At 70.0% G+C, this 18,160-nt stretch carries 16 protein-coding genes and 2 pseudogenes; 10 read left to right on the forward strand and 8 right to left on the reverse strand.

Going from position 1 to position 18,160, the window contains the following annotated elements:
• The first annotated feature begins 386 nt into the window (after positions 1 to 386).
• Both ACW62_RS32145 and ACW62_RS32150 read left to right on the forward strand, forming a co-directional pair.
• Positions 387 to 680 (forward strand): helix-turn-helix transcriptional regulator, encoded by a 294-nt coding sequence (locus ACW62_RS32145; RefSeq protein ID WP_053208222.1) that lies wholly within the window; start codon positions 387 to 389, stop codon positions 678 to 680.
• A 160-nt stretch (positions 681 to 840) separates the two neighbouring features.
• Positions 841 to 2,292 carry a UDP-N-acetylmuramoyl-tripeptide--D-alanyl-D-alanine ligase gene (locus tag ACW62_RS32150; protein WP_053208215.1) on the forward strand — a complete coding sequence of 484 codons (1,452 nt, stop codon included), beginning with the start codon at positions 841 to 843 and terminating at the stop codon, positions 2,290 to 2,292.
• Between the two features lie 76 nt (positions 2,293 to 2,368).
• Here the strand turns inward: ACW62_RS32150 and ACW62_RS33610 are convergent, their stop codons facing one another.
• The gene (locus ACW62_RS33610; protein WP_083460427.1) at positions 2,369 to 3,436 is read right to left on the reverse strand and encodes an L-threonylcarbamoyladenylate synthase; all 1,068 of its coding nucleotides are present in this window, start codon (positions 3,434 to 3,436) and stop codon (positions 2,369 to 2,371) included.
• Positions 3,437 to 3,611: 175 nt separating this feature from the next.
• Entirely contained in the window at positions 3,612 to 4,814 is a 1,203-nt protein-coding gene (locus ACW62_RS32160) for a bifunctional folylpolyglutamate synthase/dihydrofolate synthase (RefSeq protein ID WP_169792177.1), read from the reverse strand.
• 873 nt (positions 4,815 to 5,687) lie between these two features.
• On the opposite strand from ACW62_RS32160, the gene ACW62_RS36340 reads away from it, so the two are divergent.
• From ACW62_RS36340 to ACW62_RS36715, 4 genes and pseudogenes are all read left to right on the forward strand, one after another.
• Positions 5,688 to 5,822, forward strand: a complete 135-nt coding sequence (locus ACW62_RS36340; RefSeq protein WP_276202991.1) for a hypothetical protein — start codon at positions 5,688 to 5,690, stop codon at positions 5,820 to 5,822.
• Between the two features lie 151 nt (positions 5,823 to 5,973).
• Positions 5,974 to 6,792 carry a bifunctional adenosylcobinamide kinase/adenosylcobinamide-phosphate guanylyltransferase gene (locus ACW62_RS35535; protein WP_205629744.1) on the forward strand — a complete coding sequence of 273 codons (819 nt, stop codon included), beginning with the start codon at positions 5,974 to 5,976 and terminating at the stop codon, positions 6,790 to 6,792.
• Positions 6,719 to 8,311: pseudogene (locus ACW62_RS33615) on the forward strand (aminotransferase class I/II-fold pyridoxal phosphate-dependent enzyme); the annotation flags it as partial. The gene ACW62_RS35535 and the pseudogene ACW62_RS33615, both read left to right, overlap by 74 nt.
• Before the next feature lie 157 nt (positions 8,312 to 8,468).
• The gene (locus tag ACW62_RS36715) at positions 8,469 to 8,546 is read left to right on the forward strand and encodes a hypothetical protein (protein WP_420843635.1); all 78 of its coding nucleotides are present in this window, start codon (positions 8,469 to 8,471) and stop codon (positions 8,544 to 8,546) included.
• 1 nt (position 8,547) lies between these two features.
• Here ACW62_RS36715 and ACW62_RS35540 read toward each other — a convergent pair whose 3' ends face one another.
• Complete coding sequence (locus ACW62_RS35540) at positions 8,548 to 9,225, reverse strand: hypothetical protein (protein ID WP_205629746.1); 678 nt, start codon at positions 9,223 to 9,225, stop codon at positions 8,548 to 8,550.
• 192 nt (positions 9,226 to 9,417) lie between these two features.
• On the opposite strand from ACW62_RS35540, the pseudogene ACW62_RS32175 reads away from it, so the two are divergent.
• Positions 9,418 to 9,930 (forward strand): annotated as a pseudogene (locus ACW62_RS32175) (peptidylprolyl isomerase); the annotation flags it as partial.
• 201 nt (positions 9,931 to 10,131) lie between these two features.
• Here ACW62_RS32175 and ACW62_RS34580 read toward each other — a convergent pair.
• The 5 genes from ACW62_RS34580 to ACW62_RS32195 all read right to left on the reverse strand — a co-directional run bounded on the left by ACW62_RS34580 (position 10,132) and on the right by ACW62_RS32195 (position 14,313).
• Complete coding sequence (locus ACW62_RS34580; RefSeq protein ID WP_157575136.1) at positions 10,132 to 10,290, reverse strand: M48 family metalloprotease; 159 nt, start codon at positions 10,288 to 10,290, stop codon at positions 10,132 to 10,134.
• A 15-nt stretch (positions 10,291 to 10,305) separates the two neighbouring features.
• Complete coding sequence (locus ACW62_RS32180; protein WP_157575137.1) at positions 10,306 to 10,650, reverse strand: hypothetical protein; 345 nt, start codon at positions 10,648 to 10,650, stop codon at positions 10,306 to 10,308.
• Positions 10,651 to 11,514: 864 nt separating this feature from the next.
• Positions 11,515 to 12,129 (reverse strand): DUF2637 domain-containing protein, encoded by a 615-nt coding sequence (locus tag ACW62_RS32185; protein ID WP_053208223.1) that lies wholly within the window; start codon positions 12,127 to 12,129, stop codon positions 11,515 to 11,517.
• A 98-nt stretch (positions 12,130 to 12,227) separates the two neighbouring features.
• Positions 12,228 to 13,187, reverse strand: coding sequence for a bifunctional DNA primase/polymerase (locus ACW62_RS32190; RefSeq protein WP_083460430.1), 960 nt, complete (start codon positions 13,185 to 13,187; stop codon positions 12,228 to 12,230).
• Between the two features lie 37 nt (positions 13,188 to 13,224).
• On the reverse strand, positions 13,225 to 14,313 hold the full coding sequence (locus ACW62_RS32195) for an ArdC family protein (RefSeq protein WP_053208224.1): 1,089 nt from the start codon (positions 14,311 to 14,313) through the stop codon (positions 13,225 to 13,227).
• 457 nt (positions 14,314 to 14,770) lie between these two features.
• Between ACW62_RS32195 and ACW62_RS36070 the strand changes: the two genes are divergently transcribed.
• The 3 genes from ACW62_RS36070 (at position 14,771) to ACW62_RS32205 (ending at position 18,112) form a co-directional block, all read left to right on the forward strand.
• A complete protein-coding gene (locus ACW62_RS36070; protein WP_083460431.1) occupies positions 14,771 to 16,018 on the forward strand; it encodes a ParB/RepB/Spo0J family partition protein in 1,248 nt (415 codons plus the stop codon).
• Positions 16,019 to 16,029: 11 nt separating this feature from the next.
• Positions 16,030 to 17,139 carry a tyrosine-type recombinase/integrase gene (locus ACW62_RS32200; protein WP_240477478.1) on the forward strand — a complete coding sequence of 370 codons (1,110 nt, stop codon included), beginning with the start codon at positions 16,030 to 16,032 and terminating at the stop codon, positions 17,137 to 17,139.
• 76 nt (positions 17,140 to 17,215) lie between these two features.
• The gene (locus ACW62_RS32205; protein WP_053208221.1) at positions 17,216 to 18,112 is read left to right on the forward strand and encodes a hypothetical protein; all 897 of its coding nucleotides are present in this window, start codon (positions 17,216 to 17,218) and stop codon (positions 18,110 to 18,112) included.
• Positions 18,113 to 18,160 lie beyond the last annotated feature (48 nt).

Below are 18,160 nucleotides of genomic sequence, written 5' to 3' on the forward strand. Positions count from 1 at the left end.
GGTGTATGGCCGCGGCGCGGTGTGTAGCCATCGGGTGAAGGGCGTGCGGAGCGGACGGATCGTCTCGACAGCACCCAGGCCCAAGGTCGGAAGCGTGCAACCTCACGGTGGTCGAGGAGGTCGAAGTGCCCGGCGTCGGGCACTGCATTGGCGCCGACGACCAAGGACACTACTGGACCTGCGATGCGGCCGAGGGAAGGCTGCTCAGGTTCGGCGACCCGCCCGCATACCACACCACCCGGTGCGGCGATGCCGACGAGATCGAGCCTTGTCTCCCTGTCGGGCCCACCAGCGACGTGTGAGGCGTACCCAGCCATCGTACGACATCAAATACGTAAGCTGGGAAGCGTGATATGCGTTACGGGAGATGCGGTAAGGTGTTGAGCATGCGGGAGTGGACGTTCCTGACCAACCACGCCCACGTGCTGTTGTGCGTAGTTCGGGATCCGCACGCACGTCTGCGGGATGTTGCCGAGCAGGTAGGGATCACCGAACGAGCCGCGCAGCGTATCGTCGCCGACCTCGTCGACGCCGGCTACCTGGAACGAGATCGCGAAGGGCGCCGTAACCGGTACCATCTGCACGCCGAGCTGCCGCTACGGCACCCGATGGAGCGCGACACCGCCATCGGGGAACTGATGGCCGTGGTCGCCGACGTCGGGCGGGACTCCGTCGCGTGACCACCGTCCACCCTTACGCGGACCCACGTGTGGCCACCCGACGCACCAAACAGCAGGCACTCGGCCCAGCGTCCGCCCGCACCCCAGGACTGCGCCAGGTCCTCGCCGACGGCATCGACACCGACCAACCCGGCGCCTTCGCACGAAGGAATCTCACGGTTTGATACCCCTGACCGCTGCCGCCATCGCCGAGGCCACCGGTGGCCACCTCGTCGCGGGCACCGATCCCCTCCTGCGTGTCACGGCGCCGGCGAGTATCGACTCGCGCCGGGTCGATCCAGGAGGCGTCTTCGCCGCGCTCCCCGGCCGTCACACCGATGGGCACCACCACGGTCCGGCTGCCATCGCCGCGGGAGCCGCGCTCGTGTTGGCCTCGCGCCCGCTGGCCGCCCCGGCCGTCCAGGTCGCCGATGTCACCATCGCGCTCGGCGCGCTGGCGCGCCATGTGGCAAGCCACCTGTCGGCAACCGTCATCGGGATCACAGGGTCGAACGGCAAGACCACGACCAAGGATCTGGCCGCCCAGGTGTTGGCGCCCCTCGGCCCAGTCGTTGCCACTGACGGTTCGTACAACAACGAGCTCGGCTTTCCACTGACGGTCCTGCGCGCCACCACCGACACGCGGTACCTCGTCCTGGAGATGGGAACTCGAGGCCGCGGGCATCTGAGCTACCTGTGCGACCTAGTCACTCCCCATGTCGGAGTGGTGCTCAATGTCGGCACCGCTCACCTTGGCCAGTACCCCGACGGGCAACCCGGGATCGCCGCGGCCAAGAGCGAGCTCCTCACCGGCCTCCCTACGGCCGACCACGGCGGCCTTGCCGTCCTCAACGCCGACGATCCGCTCGTCGCTGCCATGGCACCCCAGACCCACGGCCGCGCCCAGTGGTGGAGCCACCATCCCCATCCAACGCACGTGCATGCCCGTGACGTGCGCCTCACCTCGGACGGCCGTGCGGGATTCACCCTGCACACGCCAGAGGGTGCCGCGCCCGTCACACTCTCGCTCACCGGCCGACACCACGTCAGCAACGCACTCGCCGTCGCGGCGACCGCCCACGGCCTCGGCCTGGACACCATGATGATCGCCCAGGCTCTGACCTACGCGCAACCTAGGTCCACCGGACGCATGCAAACCATCGTCCGCGACGACGACGTCACCCTCATCCACGATGCGTACAACGCGAACCCCGACTCGATGGCGGCCGCCCTCACGACGCTCGCCGCTATGACTGCGCGCCGACGCATCGCGGTCCTGGGCGAGATGGCCGAACTCGGCGAACACGCCGCTCACGCCCACCGCCACCTGGGCATGCTCGCCGCACGTGCCTCTCTCGACCTCCTGATCGCGGTCGGCGACGAGCATGCTGCTCTGATCGCCGACGCCGCCCGCACCACGCGCGGCAACCTCGAAATCCTCGCCGTCCCCGACGCGCGCGAGGCCCACGATGTCCTGCGCCGTGGACTCTGCCCCGGCGACCTCGTCTTGATCAAAGCCTCCCGGGCCGCTCACCTCGAAGACCTCGTCACCGTACTCAGCGACTCTCGCCCGGCAGCCGCTGACCGGGACCAGGGCGGCGCGGCTGGGCCGGAGCGACCGAGCACAGCATAGACAGCGAGCCGGCCGCGATCTGACAGCCATGAGCGCAGCCGGTCGTATGCTGCCCGGGCCACGCTGCGCTTGCCGGTCAGGTGATGCCTGCCGATGAACGCCACGGTTCCGTCGGTGTGCCAGCGGGCGACGGGATCGATCCGGCCGACGACTGTAGGTTTCGCGGCGCCGCCATACGGCGCAACCGATCGGTGATCGCCAATCCGAGCCCTTCCGGGGCGGGCGCGGACGCCACGATCGCCTCACATCCGTGCCGGTCGAACTCTCGGAGGAGCCCGTAGAGCTGCCGGGCGTAATCCGCATCCGATTCCGGGACCGCGATCACGAACTGCCCGGCGCGTGAACCGGAAACGTTTGCGACCTCGGGCGGGAGCAGGGCACCTACTCGGCACCCTTGCGCTGCCAGCAGCTCGGCTTGGCCGATCACCTGGTCCGGTTCGACCAGCAGAACCCGAGCCCGCGGCGCATAGTGCGACGGATGCTGGCCTGGGACTCGGACAGCACTTCGCGAACTGACAGGCACCGAGCAGCCCAGTGCTTGCTCGAGATCTTCTCGCGCCACGCCACCCGGGCGGAGGATCACCGGCTCAGCGGTGACATCGACGATGGTGGACTCGACACCGACACCACACGGGCCACCATCGAGCACGAAGTCCACGGCAGCACCCAACCCCTCGCGGACATGACCAGTTGTCGTCGGGCTGACCGCTCCGAACCTGTTGGCTGACGGCGCCGCCACCCCGCCACCGAACGCCGCGAGCAACGCCAGCGCCACCGAGTGCTCCGGCACCCGCAACGCGACCGTTTCAAGGCCACCGGTGACCGTGAGCGGAACGCGGGACCTGCGCCGGAGAACCAACGTCAACGGCCCAGGCCAGAGGCATTCGGCGAGATGCCGAGCCAGCCCGGAAACGCCCGCTGCCCAGTCGTCGATCTGTGCGCGGTTACCGATGTGCACGATCAGTGGGTGCGTCGGGGGTCGCCCCTTCACCTCGAAGACACGCTCGACCGCGCCGACGTTCTCGGCGTCCGCACCAAGCCCGTACACGGTCTCCGTGGGGAAGGCGACCAAGCCGCCCGCGCACAGAACGCGAACGGCGCGCTCTAGGCGATGGGGCGCGACAACCCCCTGATGCGGAACCACCGTTCACCTCTCACTCGGCAACTCGGTTAGGTACCCGGCTACGCACACTACGGACGTCCGGCGTGTCACCCACCCGTGGCCCCTTCCTTGGCCGGCCAGGTGTTCGTACTGTGAGCAGGCTACCGGACGGTCATGCACGGAACACGGTCACGCCACCGTGACGCGCGTGGCCGGTTCATGATGCCAGTGAGCGCGCAACGGGCAGCGCCTCGCCCGCGACATACAGCGATCCAGTGACCACCGCGACAGCACCGTCGAGGTGGTGGGCAGCATGACGGACCGCTACAGCTACGGCGGCCTCGACTTCGACAGTCCGTACGCCTACCGCTCGCGCGGCAGCGGCTAGGGCGTCGATCGGCATTGCCCGAGCTGTGCGAGGTGATGTGCAGATGACCCGGGTTGCGGGCTGCACACCAAGGGCACTCAAGAACGTCTTGGGGTCGCGCTCCCCAGTCATGCCGACCACCACGGTGGAAGGAGACCGGGCGAACCGCTCGTGCAACCCGCGGGACAGGGCGGCGGCTGCCGCAGCGTTGTGTGCCCCGTCCACGACTAGAGGCCCCGGAGTGTGCACGAGCTCGAACCGACCCGGGGCGTGCGTCGCGTCGAACACGTCTCGGACCACCCGGTCGTCCACCGCCGCGCCGAGCCACGTCTCTGCCGCGGCCAGCGCAACGGAGGCGCTGGCCGTCTGCCACGGCGCAAGCAACCGCAGGAGGACATCGTCGTACGTCGCGGCCGGTGTGAACAACGATACCGATCGCCCGGCCGCCACCGGCGAGTCAGCAAGGACACCGAAGTCGTGACCGGTGATCAGCAGCGAGGACGGGCAGCGCGCCTCGAACGGCGGGTGCAGCGCCGGGTCCGGCTCACCGAGCACCACGGCCGCTCCCGCCGGGACGGCACCGGCTTCGGCAACCGCGTTGCTCCACCGGGTGGCGCCGAAGTACTCGACGTGGTCGATCGCCACCGACGTGACTACCACGATCCGAGCGCCGAGGGCGGCGGTGGCGTCGCCGCTGCCGCCGAGGCCAGTCTCGACCACCGCGACATCGACACCCTGATCGGTGAACCAGCGGACGGCGGTCGCGGTCATCAGCTCGAACCAGCTCGCCGGCTTCGACTCGTCCCGCTCATGCTCGACCACCGGGCGGAGCACGGATGCAAGTTCCTCGTCGGTGATCATGGTGTCCCCGATGACGATGCGCTCGTGCGGCACATCGAGATGAGGGCTGGTGTACAGCCCCACCCGAAGACCACTGCCCTCAAGCAACCGGGCGAGGACTCGAGCAGTCGTCGACTTGCCGTTCGTTCCGGCTACGAGCACCACTTGTAGGTGACGCTCGGGATGGCCCAGCACGCCGAGGAGTCGCTCCATTGCCCCGAGGTTAGGCCGCGGCAACACCGACCCACCAGGCGGGATCCCCACTCCCGTTTCACGGTTGACGTGAGCGTCCAGCCACCCCCAGACCGATGCGCGCGCCTGCCCGTGCTCCACGGTGCGACATTCTACTGTCTCGACGAGAGCCGGACCGAGCCGGGGACGTCGGCGGTCGTCTCCGCGGGATCGTGCCGTTCGATCAGTCGTACCCGAAGCTGGCTCGGCACGTGCCGCGACAGCCCGAGCGCACGTCGGTCTCCAGCGATGTGCAGCACGCGCAGGAAGACGTTTCGCCGGTCGAGCACAGTAATGCGCCATCCGAACGCCGCGAGGTAGACGATTGTCGAACGAGCGAGCGCCCACACGAGCGGGCCCTGGGGCTCGCGATCTCGCGATCGCGAGGTTCTTCGGGTACGGCTCACCGAAGATCATCCGCACGACCGTGGCCACAATGAGAGCGATCACGGTGTCCACGAAGACGCCGAGAGTGTGGGGATGCCAGGCCCTCCGAGCAGCACGCCGAGAACTCGCCGACGAGAGGTTCCGCGACGTCTTCGACGAACAGGTGACTTCTCCGGTGAGTTCTGGCCTCACTCCCGAAGGTGGGGCCAGAACGCACGCTAGGAGTCACAGGTCCCTGACGCGACCACGCTGCATGTTCCTGGCCGGTGTCGTAGCGGCCGGCACGGCCGGAGACAATGGGTGCGCCCTTACCGTCGGCGTTCGCCCACTCGTTGGTGCCGATCGCCGTCGGCTATCTCATCACGCACTACTTCTCGCTGTTCCTGTCCGAAGGACAGCGCACGTTGATCCTGGCCTCCGGCCCATGGAGCAAGCGCGGCCGACCTGGCCGGCCTGACTGGGCGCCAGGTGGACTTCTCCCTCACCGGTCTGGCCACGATCGCGACCGTTCAGGTGGTGGCCGTCGTCACCGGCCACGTGCTCGGCGTCGCTGCCGCGTACGACCGCGCCGTCCGGTTGTTCCCGCCGCGCGCCGGGCGGTGATCGGGCAGCTCCCGCTCGTCGTGCTCATGATCTGCTATGCCGTCGAGCCTCGCCCTGTTGTTCGACACCTGACCGGACGGATGCCGGTGTTCAGCAATCCCGGGTCGCGGCAGAACAGTGGCCGGCAGCAACGGTCCGCTGCCGCTCGACGGTGCAGCAGTCGGGGCCGGCCGTCACGGGCGGCGTGGCCAGCGCGATCAACGGCGCCACGATCAGGGTCAGTGCCGCGGTCGAGACGTTCGACCTCGCCGCCGCGGTGGCCGGGGCCGGACCCGGGGCGTTCGTGCTGGTGGACGCGCTGGACACGTGGCTTGCCGAAATGCTGGAGTCGTCCGGCCTGTTCGTCGGCGACGAGGTTCCCGATCCGGCCGCGCGGGCGGCGGCCGAGGATCGTCTCGTCCCCGAGCTGGTCATGTTCGGTGCGGCGGTGGCCGCTTTGGACGCGGACGTGCTGGCCATCGCCGGGCAGCCGGGGCTCGGCGTGCACGCCGGCGGTCCCGGTGCGCGGTTCTACGTCGACCTGCACGGGCGATGCGTCCAGACGTTGTGCGCCGCCGCCGACGAGGCGCTGCTCGCGGTGGGCGGACAGGTGGTCCGGCTGGAGCAGGACCGGCCCCCTGCGACGAGCACCGAACGGCCCGACCCCGTCGATGCCGCCGGGCTGCGCGCGCACGGTGACACGCAGGTGCCGCCCGGCGCGGTCGACCTGGCCGTCAACGTCGAGCCGGGCCCACCGTCGTGGCTGGCCCAGCGGTTGGCGGCGGAGCTCAGCGATCTCGCCGCCTATCCCGACGACCGGCCGGCCAGGGCTGCGGCCGCCGCCCGGCACGGCCGGCCCGGCCGAGGAGTGCGTGGTCGTCGACGGTGCCGCGGAGGCATTCTGGTTGATCGGACGGGTGCTGCGGCCGCGGCTGGCGGCATGTGTGCACCCGTCGTTCACCGAGCCCGAGGCGGCGTTGCGGGCGGCTGACGTTCCCGTCGTCCGGGTCCACCGCGACCCGGGTCGGAGCTGGCTGCTGGACCCGTCGTCGGTGCCGGCGGACGCCGACCTCGTGGTCCTCGGCCGGCCGGACAACCCGACCGGGGTGCTCGACCCGCTCGCGACGGTGGAGGCGCTGGCCCGGCCGGGCCGGACGGTCGTGGTGGACGAGGCGTTCGCGGAGTTCCTCTCCGACGCCGACGGCGTTGCTGGCCGGCGCGACCTGTCCGGCGTCGTCTCGGTGCGCAGCCTGACGAAGCTGTGGGGCCTGGCCGGGCTGCGGGTGGGATACGTCGTCGGCCCGGCGCCGCTGATGGCCCGGCTGGCGGCCGGCCGGCAGCTGTGGAGCTGCGACAGTCTCGCGCTCACCGCGCTGGAGGCGCTCACGGGTGCCGAGGACGAACGGCGCGATCGAGCCGCCGACGCGGCGGGTCGCCGGTCCGAGCTGGTCGACGCGCTGCGGGGCGTCGACGGCCTTCGGGTGTGGGACACCGCGGCCAACTTCGTCCTGATCCAAGGGCCGATGCCGCGCCTGCATGAGCGGCTGTTGGCCCACGGCCTGGCGGCCCGCCGTGCCGACACGTTCCCCGGCCTGGACGACCACGCCGTGCGCGTCGCTGTCAGGGACAGGGAGACCAACCGACGGCTGGTCCAGGCGTTGCACGCGATCGTGAGAGGGGGACTCGGCATGACCACCGTGGAAGACCTGATCGAGGCGGTCGTCGCGGTCGACGCCGGTGCCGCCGACACCGCCCGGGAGCGGCACGCCGCCCTGGCCAAGCCGCCGGGCAGCCTCGGGCGGCTGGAGGACCTCGGGGTCCAGCTGGCGGCCATCGCCGACGCCTGCCCGCCCCCGGTCCCGTCGGCGCCGGTGGTCGTGGTGGCCGCGGCGGACCACGGTGTGCACGCGCAGGGGGTCTCGGACTGGCCGCAGGCGGTGACCGCCGCCATGATCTCGACCATCGCCGCCGGTGGTGCCGCCGTCAACGCGATCGCGGGTGCGGTCGGCGCCCGGGTCGTCGCCGTCGACGTCGGCACGCTCGCCTCCGGCGCCCTGCCAGAAGGTGTCCGCGACGAGCGGGTGCGGGCGGGCAGCGCGGACCTGGCCGTCGAGCCGGCGACGAGCCTCGACAAGTGCCGGGCCGCCGTCGCCGCCGGCGCGCGGGTGGCCGCCGCGCTGGTGGATGGCGGCACCGACCTGCTGGTGACCGGCGAGGTCGGCATCGCGAAGACGACGGCGTCGGCGTGCCTGCTGGCCGCGTACAGCGATGCCGACCCGGCCGACGTGACCGGGAAGGGCGCCAACCTCGACCACGGCCGGACCGCGCACAAGGTCGACGTCGTGCGCGCCCTGGGCAGGCACGGAGCCGACCGCGACCCGCTGAGCACGCTGGCGTCACTGGGCGGGCTGGAGCACGCGGCGCTGGTCGGCGTGATGCTTGCCGGTGCCGCCGCGCGGGTCCCCGTCGTCGTCGACGGGGTCGTCACTGGCGCCGCGGCGCTCGCGGCGGTCGCGCTGTGCCCCGAGCTGGCCGGCTACCTGATCCCGGGCACGAATCGGTCGAGCCGCGCGGGCGAACACTGCCCGACCGGCTCGGCGAGGTGGCCTGCTGGACCTGCGGCTGCGGCTGCGGCTGCGGCTGCGGCTCGGCGAAGGGACCGGTGCGTTGCTGGTGGTGCCGCTCGTGCGGGCCGCGGCACGGGTCCTCGGTGAGATGGCGACGTTGGACGGGGCGACCGGCTAGGTCAGCTCTGCCTGCCGTCCAGCGTGGCCTGGCTGGACGCGCTGTTTGTGGCCTTCTTCGCCGGAGCCTTCTTGGCGGCGGACTTCTTGGCCGGAGCCTTCTTCGCTGGAGCCTTCTTGGCCGGCTCGGCGGCGGCCTTGTCGTCGGTGCCTTCCTTCTCGGCGGCCTCGGATTCCTCGTCCGCCTTCTCCGCATCCGCAGCCGGTGCCGGTGCCCACGGGCCGGTGGACGGGTCGCAGGTAGTCCACTGGTCGGACTGGCTCTTCCGCCGGACGACTGCGGCCACGGCCGCGCCTGCCGCGGCGAACGCGCTGAGCACCGTCACCACCCTGCGGCGCCGCTTCTTCTTGCGCTCCTTCTCCGCCTTCTCGGCGAACGCGGCGGTCCGGTCGGACAGGTCGTGGGCGCGCTCGGAGAACTTGTCGGCCGCCGTCGCCAGTGTGTCGGCGACCCGGGGCACGACGTCGTGCATCAGGGTCTCGCGCGCTTGCGAGGCGGCGGGGCCGACCTTCTCCTTCGCGGCCTGGACCTTCGGACTCATCCGATCGACCGCGGTCTCGACCACCGGGGTGATGCGCTCGCGGGCGGAGTCAACCACCGGCGCCGCGGCATCGCGCGCTCGCCGGCCGGCGTCACGACCGGCCTTGCGGGCCTGCTCGGCAGCCTCCTGCATGCGCACCTTGGCGTCGCCGGTTCGGCTCTTCCGCCGGTTGAATAGCCTGCTCACGTTGGGCCTCCCTTATCGGATCGCTGCAGGGCCCTTACCCCGTTGTGTTCTCTCCGATCTTGCCTTGTACCGACCGTATGCCCTCACGCCACGGCGTGGGGAGACTGGAACAAGATCGAGAACAGCAACGTGAAGCGCGTACCCGTGGCCGACGAGCTTCATGCCACCCTGCACACCAACCGCGGCGACATCACCGTGGCTCTGCTGCCGAACCACGCGCCGAAGACGGTGCGCAACTTCGTCGAGCTCGCCAAGGGCGAGCGCGAATGGGTCAACCCCGAGACCGGCGAGAAGACCAGCGACAAGCTGTACGACGGCACCGTCTTCCACCGCGTCATCGGCGGCTTCATGATCCAGGGCGGCGACCCGCTGGGCAACGGCACCGGCGGCCCCGGCTACGACTTCGCCGACGAGTTCCACCCGGAACTGGCGTTCAACAAGCCGTACCTGCTGGCCATGGCCAACGCGGGCCCCAACACCAACGGCTCGCAGTTCTTCATCACCGTCGGGCAGACGCCGCACCTCAACCGCCGTCACACCATCTTCGGTGAGGTGGCCGACCAGAGCAGCCGCGACGTCGTCGACGCCATCGCCACCACGCCCACCGACCGCGCCGACCGGCCGCTCGAGCCCGTCGTCATCAAGTCGGTCAGCATCAGCGGCAGCTGGCCGGATCACCAGCATGACCGGATCCGCCGGCAGCACCGGCGGGCCGCCACCCGGCGGCTCCGCCGTGCCGACCTATTATCGCCACCCCGACCGCGAGACGTACATCCGCTGCTCGCGGTGTGAGCGGCCGATCTGTCGGTGAGCATCGGCACTCCGGGAACGCGCGAGCCATGGCGGCAGCCACTCCGATCACAACGTGGTGACGACCTCGCAGATGAGCACGTTCGTGCGCGCGAGAACGGCCGTCAGCTGTTCGGGGTCAGGAATGCGGTTCGCTTCGGTGGTCAGCACGATGCGGTGCCGCCGCCCGGCCACGCAGTACACGTAGGGCCGGTCGTCGTCGAGCACGGTGACGCCCAGGCCCTACTCCAAGCGGCCTACCATCGCGAGGTCGCTATGATGGCGCCGTCGGACGGCCGCACTGCGGGAGAACTCGAAGATCGAGCAGTACGCCCACCGCATGAGCACGGCCGTGGCGAGGGTCAAGCCGACGGTGGCCGCCGCCGCGCCACCGGGCGTCGAGTACTGGGCACGCAGCATCGTCGTGCACGACTCCACCAGCCGCGCCAGGTTCATGCTCACCACATCGGTCGGCACGACCAGCGCCAGCCCTTCGAAGGCGACCGCCAGCAGAGTCGACGCGGACAACGCGTGCCAGGCAGCGATGGCCAGCCAGGGTGCTCGGTCGACCCACCTGGCGCGTCGCATGATTACTGCTCCGGCCGTGCCCAACACGAGCGCTTAGCCCCGCAGGATCAGCGCGACGTTCACGATGCCTGCCCTCGATTTCTGGCTTCGTCCAGCCTGGCTGAGTTCGGCGATCTCGTCCGGGCGTCTGGCACCTGGCCGACCACGTCGCGAGCACCAGCCGACTGATCCTCACCACGCAGAAGTGTGTTCGAGCGGCTCACGCTCCGCCTCGCCGGCAACCACCAGACCGTCCGCCCGTTCCCGATCGTCCGCCGGTGCCGACTCCCGGATCGAAAGCACTGCGCTACAAGAAGGGGTCGTGGAGCTCGCGGCAGCGCGCAAGCCCGCCCCGTCGGCCAACCGGGGCATGCACCAGCCCGAAGTTGTTTGATCTCGGTGGAGGGGTGAATTCAGTCCTCACGCGAACGCACAGGACTGCTCAATGTCCTAGGGTTCGACGGCTGGGTGGCGCTGTCCGTGTTTGTGCCCCGTGTGCACCAAAGGCCGCAGGAGATGGAAGGCGTGTGGGCCGGCTCGGTGCCGCGGCAGTAGCGTCTTTGCTTGCGTGCATCGCAAGGATCAGCCGGCGCTCGAACAGCCGACGCGCCCAGCGATTGGCGGCGACCATCCAGGCGATGCTGCGATCCGCGGTGTACGCGCCTGCGCGCGTGAAGAGGTCGGTGGGCCGCAGCCACACGATCCGGTTCGATGCTGACGATCGCTGGGTGTGCGTCGCGCCGGGAGTCGGTCTCGAAGGACCGTGGACCTTGAGGTAGTCGAAGCCGGCGCTGGTCACCACTGCGGGCGACGTCCTGGCTCCTGACCGTGGCGCGACTGGGCGTTCGCGGGGGTCGGGCATGTTGTCCTCCAAGCGTGTCGCCTCTATCCGGTCCGCTCGGCTGCTGGGCGGTCGGAAGGAGTCACGGCCGCAGAGCCGTTGAGCCATCGGCCGACGGTGGACGGGTGGACACCGAGCGCCCGGGCGATCTGCACGTTCGTCCAACCTTGGCTGCGTCGCTCGTGTGCGAGCGCTTGGCGTTGTGGCGTGGTGTCGAGGGCTATCGCCTTGATCCGGGGCTTCTGTCGGCCGCCCGTTGATCCGGCACTGGGATCCAGCCGCCTGGTACGTCTGGTCAGCTCAACGGTCAGGTGAGTGATGGCCACAAACACCAGCGGAGGGACGGCGGACACTGCTGCGGCCAGCTCCGGGGACGTACCCGGGTCGACGCCGACGACGGCATGTGCGGCGTTCGCCGCCACGGAGACGCGCGCGCCGGCGACCAGGAGCATCCATGGGTACCAGGTCGCAGTCCGGCCGTGCGGTGTGAGCGCTACAACCGAGACGGTGGCCACCACGATGATGCCGTCGACGATCAGCGGCCACGCCCACGCCTGGCCGGAGTCGATCCCGGCGCGCCGGGCGAGGTCGCGCAGCGCGGTGAACGACAGCCAGAACGCTCCGGCTGCGACTAGCACGGTGCCACTGACGGCGGTCATGGCCACCCACGAAGGTACCGGCCGGGCGGCGCTGCTGGTGGTCGCCACCTGGTCGTCAGATGCGAACGCGGGCGGGACGTCGCGGGCGGAGAACCGCGTCATGGCAGCGCTGGCGGGCTGGAGCGCGGCCGAGCGGGTCGACCCGGTGACGGTTGCTCAAGCCCCGCCGGTGCGCGGACGGAGTGATGGCGGAGGATGGTGCGAGGACGGCGTTCGCCGTAGGCGAGGCCGTCGGCGATCGTGCGGTGGACCTCCTGCTCCGTGCAGTCGTCCACGCCGATGTGCCGGGATGCGGCGTCGAACAGGACCTGGCGGGCGTACTCCTCATCGAGCTCCCCGCCGCCCACCAGGCGGCCCAGGGTCCGTGCCGCGCGCAGCAGAGTGGCATGGCGTGCGCCCGTCACCGCGGCCGCGACGTCTCCGGTCTCACGAGCGAGGATCGATTGTAGATATGCGTCCGCATGCTCGGCGCGCACGTGCCGACGGGGCAAGATCAGCCGTGGCCGGGGCGGTGGGGTCAGGGCATGGCGCAGCCAGTCGGGCAGCTCCGCGACCGGCAGATCGCGGACGACGCGGTACTGGCCGTCGCGTCGCATCGAGCCAGCACCGACGATGTACCCCCCACCTGCACGGGTGTCGATCTTCCACCCGAGGACCCCGCTGGTGCAGCGCAGTTCGATGCTCTCCGGCGCGCGGAAGTAGAGATGCAGCCCCCCGGGAGTCGAAACGGTGTAGGTGTTGGTGGGGATGTCGGCGCCGGCGGAAGCGGCGAGCCTGCCGAGGACATCCAGCCCGTGGCGAGCGCCGGCGTGCCGTTCTGGTGGCAGGTGCCCTCCGCCATCGTCGAGGTCGACCACAACCAGTCCGGACGGTCCGGTTGCGATGCCGATGTTCATCGCATAACCGCGCCACCAGGACCGGATCTGCTCCGGACGGTCAGTTGCCTGCTGCTCCCACGCCTTGATCATTGGGACCTTGCTGCCGGGCCCGACCGGAAAGATGCGCCATCCCTTGGCTGCTGCTGCGAGGGCCGCGGCGAGAGACGGATTCTGCGACATTCTGCTCACCTCCAGGCTCGGAGGCTCACTCGCGCCGTCACAGTTCGACCACCGGCCGGTGGCCCGCACGGTCACGATCCGCGGCGCGCGAGGCAGCGACTGGACCGAGCCGCTGCCCGATCACCTCACGTTCGGCCTCCGGGAGTTCTGCCAGACCGGGTGGCCGGCCGTCGCCGATGGGCGGCTCGGGCAGACCGGCCAGGATCTCCAAAGCCGTGGCGCGCACACGCTCTCCGGTTGCTCGGACGACGTCGACGGGTCGCGTGTTGTCGACTGCGGCGGCCCAGGTCGAGACGTACGGGATGGTGTAGTTGCTGGTGTCCATGCCGTAGGTGGCGGCGATCATCATGGCGACCGACTCGGCCTCGACCTCGCCGATGCCGCGGTGGAGGCACTCGGCACGACGGCTCTCGTGGCCGAGGGTGATGTGGGCGTGCTCATGGGCGAGCGTTTTGACGCGGGCGGCGGGGTCCATGTCGGCCCGGACCTGGACGGTGCGAGCGACGAAGTCGGTGACCCCGTTCGCGCCGTGCAGAGTGCTCGCGTCCGGGGCTGTGGTCACCGTGTAGCCCGCTGCGGTGATCTTGGCGACGAGACCGTCCCAGAGCCCGTCGGGTGCCTGTCCCGCGAGCAGCTCGGGAGCGGGTCGTTCTGGGAGCGGAGGGCCGGTGGTCTGGCTGACATCCCACACGTAGGCAGGCCGCATCCCGACCGTCCGGACTCGAACGATCTCGTCCGAACGTGGCCGCTCATAACGGGCCAGTCGCCGCCACGACGTCGAGTCCGCGGGTGTCGCCGTGGCGAGCCTCGCCTTAACGGGGGCGTAGATCTTGTACCCGGTCTGGCCCTTGACCGAGCGGCCCAGCTGCTGCCATTGCTTGTACCCGGCCACGTACGTCGGGTACGGCGCCGTGACGCGCCCCTCGACGTAAGCAGCAACGTGCTGGCTGCAGATCAGCAGCGTGTTTCCGAACGACCTGGACCGGAATCGGGCCGCAAAGGTGATCGCCCGGATCCAGTCCTCGCCAGTGGTCAGTTCTTCAACCGCAGCCTCCAACCTGGATGCGATCTCCTCGAGCTTCTCCTCCCGAAGCTTCGCCGAATCTCCTCGACCACTTGCCGCCACGTCCCGCTCCTTCCCAGGACCGCTCCGCTCGCCACTGAAGGCGGAGCGGATCGTCATCGGGTAGGTGCGTGACCACTGACAGCGGCATGGCCATTTGCGGAGAAGCTCGTCGCTTGTCGAGCGGGGCGGTTCGACCGTGGAGTGGCTTTCACCGGGGCGGAGCGGATCGGGAAGAACCAATCGGAACCGCTTCGCGGTGCAATTCCCCTGGCAAACCTCCGGTTTGCCTTTCGGCCGCCCATTGTGCGGGGCCAGGAGGACCGCGCAAGGCACACGAAAACTCTCCGAGAGTCGGCTCGAATCGAGCCAGTGACATCGAACGGAGACTTTTCGTTCTTCGGCCTTGCACGGTCCTTCCTGGCCCCGCTTCTCGGCACTTGCCGAAAGGCAGACCGGGTCCGACGAGGACACACAACGGGTGTGACCGGGATCCGGGTGTTTCCGAGAGGGGAACGCCATGACCGTCAACGACACGCCGATCGCCACGGTCGTCACCGACGCGGCACCTGCCGCGTCGGTCGAGCCAGCCGTTGGCCGGGACGTCGTGAGTTCCGCGTCCGTGGAGCAGGTCGTCCAGATCGACCCGCATGCCGTGCGGATCGAGGACAACGTGCGGGCCGAAGCGAGACTGTCTCGCCGGTTCGTTACCTCCGTCAAGTCGCACGGGGTGCTCGTGCCTGTGCTGGCCTACGCCGACGCGGACGGCACCGTGGTCGTTCGCGACGGGCAGCGTCGCGTCCTGGCCGCCCGTGAGGCGGGGCTGTCCACCATCCCGGCCTACGTCCTCGACCGCAAGGACGAGACGCGGATGCGGATCATCGAGCAGATGATCGCCAACGAGCACCGTGAGGCGCTGAGCACCGGTGAGCGAGCCGCCGCGTGGCGGCAACTGTCCCTTGAAGGGATGAGCGCCACCGCGATCGCCCGTCAGACCGGGGCCAAGCGCAAGGAGGTCGAGGCCGGGCTCGTCGTCGCCGGGCACGACGTCGCTGCTGCCGCGGTCGCCGATTACGACCTCACGCTGGACCAGGCCGCTGTTCTGGTCGAGCTGGAGGACGTGCCCGACGCCCTGGCCGAACTTCGCGAGGTCGCGAAGAGGAACCCCGCGATGTTCGACCACTACGCCCAGCGCGCCCTGGACGCCAAGGCGACCCGCGACGAGATCGCTCGGCTCCGGGCGGAGCACGAGGCCCAGGGATACACCGTCGTGGACTGGCCCACTTACGGCAACACCGACACGCTGTTCCTCCGTGAGCTGCTGACCCCCGACGGCGAGCGGCTGACCGAGGAGAACTACGCGGGCAAGCCAGGCCACGCCGTGGCAATCGGGGAACGCTGGGGCGAGGTCGCGGTCGACCACGTCGTCGTGGACTGGCGCGAGCACGGTCTACAGCGACTGGGCAGCACGGGGACCGTCACCGGCGGGAAGCTGACCGACGAGCAGAAGGCCGAACGCCGCGAGGTCGTGGCGAACAACAAGGCGTGGGCATCAGTCCTGTTGACTGCACCGCCGGAGGCCCTCGGTCGCGGGCCGCGGCGGAGGTGGATGCAGTGGACGAGGTACGGCGGGCGTTGCTCGACGGGCGCAGGCAGTTTTCCCGGATTGGGGAGGTTCGCGCCGGTACGACGGTGTCGCTGCCCTTCGTGGTCGTCGATGAGCACGGCGAGGAGATCGAGCCGGTATCGACGTTCCTGCGGGATCTGATGCTCACCGACATGAGCCCGCTCACGGCGCGCTCTTACGCCAACGATCTGCTGCGCTGGTGGCGGCTGTTGCATGCACTCGACGTCGATTGGGATCACGCGGGACGCGGCGATGTCGAGGTCCTGGTCGGCTGGATGCGTTCGGCTGAGAACCCCCAACGTCGCCGTGGCGCATCCGCGTCGGCGTCGGTGGCCTCGGTCAACCTGCGCACCGGTAAGCGTGCGCTGGGCTCGGGGTACGCGCCGGCCACGATCAACCACGCGTTGTCGGTGGTCTCGTCGTTCTACACCTTCCACGCCCAGTTCGGTCGGGGTCCGGTGGCCAATCCGGTGCCAGCGAGCTCGACCCGTCGTGCCCGGTTGGCTCACCGAAGTCCCCTCGAACCGCAGCCGGAGCATCGCCGCGCGCCGCTGCGGCAGAAGCCGGCCGAGCTGGTCCCGCGTTCGATCCCGGACAAGCTCGCCGACGAGCTCATCGCGGCGATGCGCAACACCCGCGACCGGGCGTTGCTGGCGTTGTTCTTGTCCACCGGCGCGCGGGCCAGCGAGCTGCTCGGCGTGACCGGCGATCGGGTGGACTGGACCCGGCAGCAGCTGTGGGTGATCAGCAAGGGCACCCGCGTCCTGCAGCCGGTGCCCGCCTCACCGGAGGCGCTGCGCCTGCTGGCGGCCTACTTCGACGAGCGCGGCACACCCGCCGGCGACGAGGTCATCTGGCGCACGCTGCGCGGCAAACCGCAGCCGTTGTCGTACTTCGCCGCACGGCGCGTACTGCAGCGCGCGAACGACCAGCTGGGCACCGACTGGTCGCTGCACGACCTGCGGCACACCACCATCGAGCGGATGACCGCCGACCCGAACCTCACCGTGGAAGACGTCATGACCGTCACCCGGCACCAACACGTCGCGTCGCTCGACCCGTATCTGCGGCCCCGGGTCGAGGAGGTCTTCGACCGACTGCAGCAGCACTACGGCACGCCTCGGCCGGCGCCGAGGCCAACACCGGGTTACGACGACGCCGACTTCAAGACGGTGTTCGGTGGCGGGTCCGCTGGCGGGTCCGCCACGCTGAGTTCGGCGGTTGACCCGGTCGATGAGTCGACGGGTGAGGTCGATGGCTGAGCGGCGACACACCAAGCAACGCGCGCTGCGTCCGGAGGCTCCTGCGCGCCCGAGCCGGCAGCTGACCGTGAGGCAGGTGATCACTGCCGCGCCGTCCCCGGCGCCTACGATCCCGCCGCGCCCGCACGGGAACCTGGACACCGCGACGGCCGAGCAGATCGCGGTGATCGCTGACCAGGTGTGGCCGGTGGTCCAGTCGCGCTCTTGGGAGCGTCGCGCCGGACTGCGTGTCCTGCTCGCGCTCCTGGCCGAGCATCCCGGCCAGACGTGGCAGGAGCGGTGGCTCGCGTCCGGGTTGGACGCCGGCACGACCCAGGTTCGCGACCTCTTCGCGCTGCCGACGCAGCGCGAGCACGCCGGTCACGCGCTGAAGGTGCTGTTCTGTCTGCGGGTGATCCGCCCGTCGCTGCCCGCGTTCCGCGCGAGTCGGTTCAAGCACTATTTCCAGTTCTTCGAGGCCGCCCAGGCCGACCCGGCGCTGGACCGGTTCCTGGAACTGGTCGAACAAACCAACACCTCGCCGCATTACAAGCGCTGCGCGAGGATGGACATCGCCGGCGCGCTGACCACTCAGGGCATCGAGCTGGCCGACCTGACTGCCGAGGGTCTGCTGCACCACGCGATCGAGACCCGCCGCGGCCGCTACGGCGCCGGCTATGAGCACCACATCGGGCACCTCGCCTGGCAGGTGCTGCACGAGTCCGGACACTTCCCGTCCAGTGTCCCCGCGACCCTGCGCGGCGCGATGCGCGCCCCGGCGATGACGCCAGCGGAGCTGGTCGACTCCTACCAGCTGGTCAACCGCGACGTCGCCGAAATGCTGACCCGCTATCTGACGCGCCGCAGCCACGACCTGGACTACTCGACCCTGCGAGGACTCGCCCGGGACCTGTGCGACATCTTCTGGCGCGAGATCGAGACGATCAACCCGGCCCAGGCCGACCTTGCCCTGTCCGAGGGGTCTGTCCGATAAACGGTGTGTGAGGCCCGGCGTTTCAATGAGTGGCTCTCTCGAACCGTC

Source organism: Jiangella muralis (assembly GCF_001270745.1).
Lineage (GTDB): Bacteria > Actinomycetota > Actinomycetes > Jiangellales > Jiangellaceae > Jiangella > Jiangella muralis.

Excerpts from the sequence above, each read along its gene's own strand:
- ACW62_RS32145 (WP_053208222.1), top strand. The coding sequence starts at position 387 with ATGCGGGAGTGGACGTTCCTGACCAACCACGCCCACGTGCTGTTGTGC.
- ACW62_RS32160 (WP_169792177.1), bottom strand. The coding sequence starts at position 4,814 with ATGGAGCGACTCCTCGGCGTGCTGGGCCATCCCGAGCGTCACCTACAA.
- ACW62_RS32180 (WP_157575137.1), bottom strand. The coding sequence starts at position 10,650 with ATGCGACGCGCCAGGTGGGTCGACCGAGCACCCTGGCTGGCCATCGCT.
- ACW62_RS32185 (WP_053208223.1), bottom strand. The coding sequence starts at position 12,129 with ATGACCGCCGTCAGTGGCACCGTGCTAGTCGCAGCCGGAGCGTTCTGG.
- ACW62_RS32190 (WP_083460430.1), bottom strand. The coding sequence starts at position 13,187 with ATGTCGCAGAATCCGTCTCTCGCCGCGGCCCTCGCAGCAGCAGCCAAG.
- ACW62_RS36070 (WP_083460431.1), top strand. The coding sequence starts at position 14,771 with ATGACCGTCAACGACACGCCGATCGCCACGGTCGTCACCGACGCGGCA.
- ACW62_RS32200 (WP_240477478.1), top strand. The coding sequence starts at position 16,030 with ATGAGCCCGCTCACGGCGCGCTCTTACGCCAACGATCTGCTGCGCTGG.